At 37.0% G+C, this 5,901-nt stretch carries 6 protein-coding genes, 1 tRNA gene and 2 pseudogenes; 2 read left to right on the top strand and 7 right to left on the bottom strand.

Features of this window, described 5'->3' with window-relative positions; translation table 11 throughout:
• Positions 1-313: 313 nt before the first annotated feature.
• A complete protein-coding gene (locus tag HNQ69_RS08080) occupies positions 314-523 on the bottom strand; it encodes a hypothetical protein (RefSeq protein WP_246348561.1) in 210 nt (69 codons plus the stop codon).
• Here HNQ69_RS08080 and HNQ69_RS08075 point away from each other — a divergent pair.
• Positions 512-685 (top strand): hypothetical protein, encoded by a 174-nt coding sequence (locus tag HNQ69_RS08075; protein WP_246348559.1) that lies wholly within the window; start codon positions 512-514, stop codon positions 683-685. The two genes, HNQ69_RS08080 and HNQ69_RS08075, sit on opposite strands and share 12 nt — an antisense overlap.
• 310 nt (positions 686-995) lie before the next feature.
• On the opposite strand, the gene HNQ69_RS08070 is transcribed toward HNQ69_RS08075, so the two are convergent.
• The 5 genes and pseudogenes from HNQ69_RS08070 to ilvA form a co-directional block, all read right to left on the bottom strand.
• Entirely contained in the window at positions 996-1,121 is a 126-nt protein-coding gene (locus HNQ69_RS08070; RefSeq protein ID WP_246348558.1) for an NAD(P)H-dependent oxidoreductase, read from the bottom strand.
• Positions 1,122-1,175: 54 nt separating this feature from the next.
• Complete coding sequence (locus HNQ69_RS08065) at positions 1,176-1,340, bottom strand: NAD(P)H-dependent oxidoreductase (RefSeq protein WP_246348555.1); 165 nt, start codon at positions 1,338-1,340, stop codon at positions 1,176-1,178.
• A gap of 227 nt (positions 1,341-1,567) precedes the next feature.
• Positions 1,568-2,947: a DEAD/DEAH box helicase gene (locus HNQ69_RS07300; RefSeq protein ID WP_425486692.1), complete on the bottom strand. Its 1,380-nt coding sequence runs from the start codon at positions 2,945-2,947 to the stop codon at positions 1,568-1,570.
• A gap of 313 nt (positions 2,948-3,260) precedes the next feature.
• Positions 3,261-3,777, bottom strand: a pseudogene (locus tag HNQ69_RS07295) (hypothetical protein).
• Positions 3,778-3,814: 37 nt separating this feature from the next.
• A pseudogene (gene ilvA, locus HNQ69_RS07290) lies at positions 3,815-5,108 on the bottom strand (threonine ammonia-lyase IlvA).
• A 144-nt stretch (positions 5,109-5,252) separates the two neighbouring features.
• On the opposite strand from ilvA, the gene HNQ69_RS07285 reads away from it, so the two are divergent.
• Positions 5,253-5,338 (top strand) — tRNA-Leu (locus tag HNQ69_RS07285).
• 282 nt (positions 5,339-5,620) lie between these two features.
• Here the strand turns inward: HNQ69_RS07285 and HNQ69_RS07280 are convergent.
• Entirely contained in the window at positions 5,621-5,899 is a 279-nt protein-coding gene (locus HNQ69_RS07280; protein ID WP_343056896.1) for an XRE family transcriptional regulator, read from the bottom strand.
• Between the last annotated feature and the right edge of the window lie 2 nt (positions 5,900-5,901).

The raw sequence follows: 5,901 nt of genomic DNA, 5'->3' as shown, positions 1-5,901 counted from the left end.
TCTTGATAAAATGTTCTCGCTCTTATTTGCCATCACTTCCTCTCTCCCTATTTCCCCAAATAAGGGGCAACAAATTGACCAACACCGCCTAAAAGCCCTAGAATATTCTTCCAAGGATTGTTTTGCCAAATCTCGTGTGAGACACCCTCCAGCTGAACCATAGAAAGTGACAGGCTTTGATTTTGCCCTCTCCACAACAAAATTTACACTTCAAAAGAATATACAAAAGGCCCCTAACTCAATTCAGCGTCTCAAATAATTAAAATTTAAGTTCATTCATACGGCCTTTTATTGCGTCCAAGACCTGTTGAGCTTATCTTCTTGATAGGTAAAGCCACCGCCAACCATTTGGTGTTGTTTTTCGTCCTAATTTAACTGATATTAAATCAACCTTATTTTTGCGTGCACAATCAACAAGCATCTTATCATTAGCATTGGAACCAAAAACATGAAGAACACAGGGTGGTTTAGCCAAAAGAGCCAACCGCTCAATCAATTCGCAAGAAGATGTATGGGCGAGCAAACGAACTCACAATATGCAAATATTTTAGCCCGTGCCATTGCGTCACAGCTTCTAAAAATTGCACCCGCGAAGTTGCGCAATAATAATTTAACGACACACAAAGATAGTTTTTTTGCAATGCCTCAAGCTGGACTCGATGAGAAAAAAAGCGCGCCGCAATAATCACTTCTTGGAGCTCTAGCGACTGACACCAGGGCACAAGCATCCCAGTGGCACCTACCACTAAATAACGATATTGCTCATCATTTTTTATTATACCCCCTACCCTTTTGGTTTAAAAATTTGCACATTTCATTAGCAAGTCGCTTACAACGTGCTCGTACCTCTTCACTTTATAACTTTCCATGTACAACCTTCATCATCCGATGCAAAATCCTCTTTGACCGAAGCAACTTGACATTGTAGCGCATGACCATACAGTGTACGCACCACCGCAATAAATGCTCACACGGTTGTGCACATTTTAGCTGTACTAACATGGAGAGATAAGCCCAACCAGTTTACTTAAAAAGGCATCATAGGCCAAATTATCAAGAGCATTTTTTAAAACACCCGAATAAGACCCTTGGTAAAAGGGGGCTAGCGAGAATAACACCATCAGCCACCGCGATTGTTTTAACAAATTGACGTACCGCAACACTTGGATTAGCCTCTACATGATGATGATAATCTTGATCAGTATTGGCAAAGGCTGTTCACGCAAATCAACCCAATGAAGCAATGCACCCCGCATCAATAGACAATCAGCCAAGCAATTAGCTAAAGTTCTTTTTAACGATGGTTGACGTATAGACCCCACAATAATCGCAACATTCAATAGAATTCTTCTTTATGTTTTTCCCCGACAAATCTGACTAAATGCTTATAAATGGCTGTAAATAAAATGACTGATATAAATACATCGTCGATAATAATACAAGTCATGATTGCAGAGCGTGGTCTAAAATTAATCAACCTCAACAATATTGTTCACAAAACAAATACTAAAAAAGCACTTGGAAGCGAAATTATAGTAATAGCTCTGGTCAATTCTAAATATTTTACTCAAGCTGCCTTCTTCACTGACTTTCGGAGACGGAAAGACTTTGCACGCTTCGCTGCTGCTTTTGCTTTTTTGTGTCTTTCATTTGGAGATAAAGATTTTTTACTCTGTAATTGTTCAGCTTTATCTTTACAATTTAGAAATTGCTTGCGACGTTTAGATTTTTTTAAACAAAGTTCCCGATCACCTTCTTTTTTTCTACCTTCTGATACAATCGCCTTTTCTGGAAATGTCGCAAACTGCTCTGGAAGAGTTTCACGTGTTAATCTCATATGAATCAAGCGCTCTACAGCACGCAACCGCGCACCCTCTACTCCTTCATCAAAAAGTGTAAGTGCATCACCAGATGCACCATTGCGTCCTGTACGACCAATACGATGCACATAGCTTTCAGCTTCATCTGGTAAATCATAATTAATAACGTGGCTTATTTCTGGTATATCAATACCGCGAGCTGCAATATCTGTTGCAACAAGAATCCGCACAGATTTTTCACGAAAAGCCTTCAATGCAGATTGCCGAGCACTTTGTGATTTATTTCCATGAATTGCCACAACAGAATACCCTATCTTCGTTAAACTACGTGTAACAGCATCAGCACCGTGTTTAGTTCGGGTAAAGACAATAACCGAAGAAAAAGCTGGATTTGTTAAAAGTTGACCTAAAACGTTCTTTTTTTCACGTGTAGGAACACAATATAACTTTTGCGTGATTTCCACAGCTGTCGTCCCTTGAGGAGCAACCTCCACTTTTACTGGATTATTAAGCAAACTCTTTGCAAGTGCGGTAATTTCTTTCGCCATTGTCGCAGAAAAAAGCGCTGTCTGACGCTCCTGATGCAAAAGCTTTGCAATGTGCTGTACATCATTAATGAACCCCATATCTAACATACGATCGGCTTCATCCAAAACCAAAAAACGAGATTGAGAAAGATCAACGCACTTTTCACGAACAAGATCTCTTAAACGCCCTGGTGTTGCTATCAAAATATCCACACCTGCTGCCATGCGTTTAATCTGTTTTAAACGTGATACCCCACCAAAAATAAGACATGTCGAAAGATGCGTTCCTTTCGAAACAGCACGAATTGTTTCATCAATCTGAACAGCAAGTTCACGCGTGGGAACCAAAATCAGAGCACGCGTAGTTTTGGGGAAACGCTTATTGCCCAAAGTCAAAATCTGACTTAAAATAGGTAAACCAAATGCTAAGGTTTTTCCAGAACCTGTCTGTGCAATACCTAAAACATCATGCCCTTTTAGCATTAGGGGAATTGCTTGTTCTTGAATAGGCTTAGGTTTATTCATACCAGCAGTGAGCAAATTTTTAACCAAAAGAACAGACAAACCTAACTTTGTAAAAACATTTTCTTTATTATTTATATTCAAAATACAATCTTCCTCAGCTCACAACTTTAAACAAAGTAACAAGCTGAATTCTATTATTCAAGATCCGCGCAAAAAAGATCTTGATGTTTCAAATCTGTAAAAGAACGCTTGAAAGCGAATGCGCACGCCATCTGTCCCCTGAAATCAAGGTAAAGGCGCATAAATTTTCACATTACAGAAAGCTAGTTAACCAACCTAAACACCTTCATTTTGTATTATTGTTGGATTATGATGAAAAAGCAAGAGCTTTACGAAAATTATTTAGAAACACAATATTTTAAGATTTTAAGCATTTATTTCGTTGTTATTATTTTTTAGGTAAATGTAGCTTATAAAAATCGGAATAAATGTCGAGAAAAACTGGATTTTTTACAGTTTTCTGACTACCATAGATTAAATACCATTGTGTTTTATCAAAAATTGCCAAAGTTTTATATTCTACAATGCGATTTTTTGTTTCAAGAATCGTTGGAATCAAAGCATAAAGAGCACCTTTATCAGTTTGCAAATAATTTATATTTGTTTCATCTAAATGATAAGCACCAGCAGGCAAATTCTCAAATTGAGCACGCAATTGTTCAAGGAAATTGCGACGTAATTCATCCTCTATTGTATTCAATCGACGCGCTATTTCTTTATAAAAGCCGAGCCGGCATATAAGCAGAAAGAAGTGCAAAATCTCCATTCTTTATAGCATTATTGATATCAACAACTAATCTTAAAAATTCATCTTTTTTTATTATTGCTGGCTCAGATGCTAAACTCGGTCTACCAACACTTAAAAATACAGACAGACCTAGTGTAAAATAAAAAACAGACTTCATTATTAATATTTCTCACTTTAACAAAAATTTTTGCTTCTCAGATGACAAAATCAAATAATGTTTGATCATCGGTAATATCACGATATCGCCAACCTAAAGCTTGAAACTTTTCCTCTAGGAGACGAAAGTTATGGTATTTTTTTGTTTCAATTGCAATCAACACAGAACCAAAGCTTCTCGCCGATTTTTTTAAGATATTCAAAGCGTACAATATCATCATCTAGTGATAATGTAGCAAGAAAATGACGCAATGCACCAGGATGTTGCGGAAAACTAAAAATAAAACACTGTCTCAAACCCTGAAAACGCCAAGAACGCTCTTTAATATCTGGCAAACGCTCGAAATCAAAATTACCACCTGAAATAATAAGAAGGAATTTTTTGCCCCTCAGCTCTTGAGGAGAAAGACTGTTAAGAGCATCAATTGATAAAGCTACCTGCTGGTTCAAGAACCACACCTTCAACATTAAGCATTTCAACCATGGTAGAACAAACACGATTTTCAGGAACTATAATAACAGAATCGGGTGAAAATTGCTTCAGTATTGTGTAATTTAATGCACCAATTTCAGCCACAGCAGCACCATCGACAAATGTATCGATATTTTCAAGTTTGACACGTTTTCTACTCTTCAAACAAGCAAGCAAACCTGCAGCTCTCTGAGGCTCAGCAAAACGAAGCTCTGTCTTCCAACCATATTCCCGTAAAAACTTACTCACCCCACTGGCCAAACCACCACCGCCCACAGGAACAATCATTAAATCTGGCTCACTCTCCCCATTAAATTTTTTCCATTGTAAAACAGACTCATACAAGACTGTCGCTTGCCCCGTAATAATGTGAATATCGTCAAAAGGGAGCGCCATCCCCCCCCCCACTCTGGCTAACAAAAGATTGCGCAGCCGCATAACATTGATCAAACGTCTCACCAACTAAACGAATATCAATAAATTCTTTGCTAAAAATACGTGTCTTATCAATTTTCTGTTGCGGAGTCATCACAGGCATAAAAATTACGCCTTTACGTTTAAAATAGTGACAAACAAAAGAAACACCTTGCGCATGATCCCTGCTGAAGCACAAACAAATGCAGAATCTAGAGATATTGTATTAAGCATTTTTAAAACAAATTTTTGAAACAAAATTGAAAGTACCGCGAATTTTATAAAATCGCACCGGTGTTAAATCTTCACGCTTCAAATAAATTTCTGCATCATATTTTTTGACTAAGAAAATCATTTCTCTGAAGTGATGTTTCAGCAAATACTTTATGTAAAGCCACCATAGCTTTATTTAAGTCTTGAATAAATTTACCCATAACACCAATCATTTCATGCTTTATTAATATTATTAAGGATTCTTCTAGCCATAAAGACAACTGTTATCAGTCAAAATTTTATCCAAAGACAAAAATTTTCTCTTATCATTAATTCTTGATTCAATAAAAGATATAGCTTATGAGAGAGCTCTTATCGCGGACGTGATGAAAACGGTAAACATAGCAGACTTAAAATCTGCCGGTCTAAGACCTTGCGGGTTCAAGTCCCGCCGTCCGCACCACGATATGTGGATTTTCCCTTATTTTTCAGTAATTTATTAGAAATTAGAAAAAATTAAACCACCTTCTAAACCACCTTATATCAAGCATCTATAGCGCTATCACATAGCATCATATAAGATTTCAATTACGAATCAAAAATTCTTTTTGAGGTGTAAAAAGATATTGTCGAGTACGTCCTTTCTTAGGGCGCCATCTAACTTTATAGCGCTATTAAGTTATTGATTCTTCATATATTTTTAAAGGTGAGGGATGCGTAGATAAAAGTGAGGGAATAGGATTTTTTAATATTTCTCTACAACAGTAGCATTTTCTTTTCTTTGCGCTTCGCTAACCATCTCTAATAATGTTTTGAATGCTTCTAAATCCTCTTGTGAACAAGCATCTAAAACTCTAACAAACATACCAACAATTTTACAACTCAATGGGTTAGAAGGTCTGATCGTAAAACTTCTGCGAGAAGCGTCTGATTCTTTTCTTAAACGTGCTGCTGTCTCTTGATCTAAAGCATAGAGTTTTATGATCTTATCTTCCATGCCTACTGGAACGGTCTTTTTGCCAATCT

Origin of the sequence: Bartonella callosciuri, assembly GCF_014203215.1 — a bacterium.
Lineage (GTDB): Bacteria > Pseudomonadota > Alphaproteobacteria > Rhizobiales > Rhizobiaceae > Bartonella > Bartonella callosciuri.
The sequence above is the reverse complement of the archived record's forward strand: the minus strand, read 5'-3'. Positions and strand labels throughout refer to the sequence as shown.

Coding starts and splice junctions, on each gene's coding strand:
- HNQ69_RS08075 (WP_246348559.1), top strand. CDS start 512: ATGGGCGAGCAAACGAACTCACAATATGCAAATATTTTAGCCCGTGCC.
- HNQ69_RS08070 (WP_246348558.1), bottom strand. CDS start 1,121: ATGGTGTTATTCTCGCTAGCCCCCTTTTACCAAGGGTCTTATTCGGGT.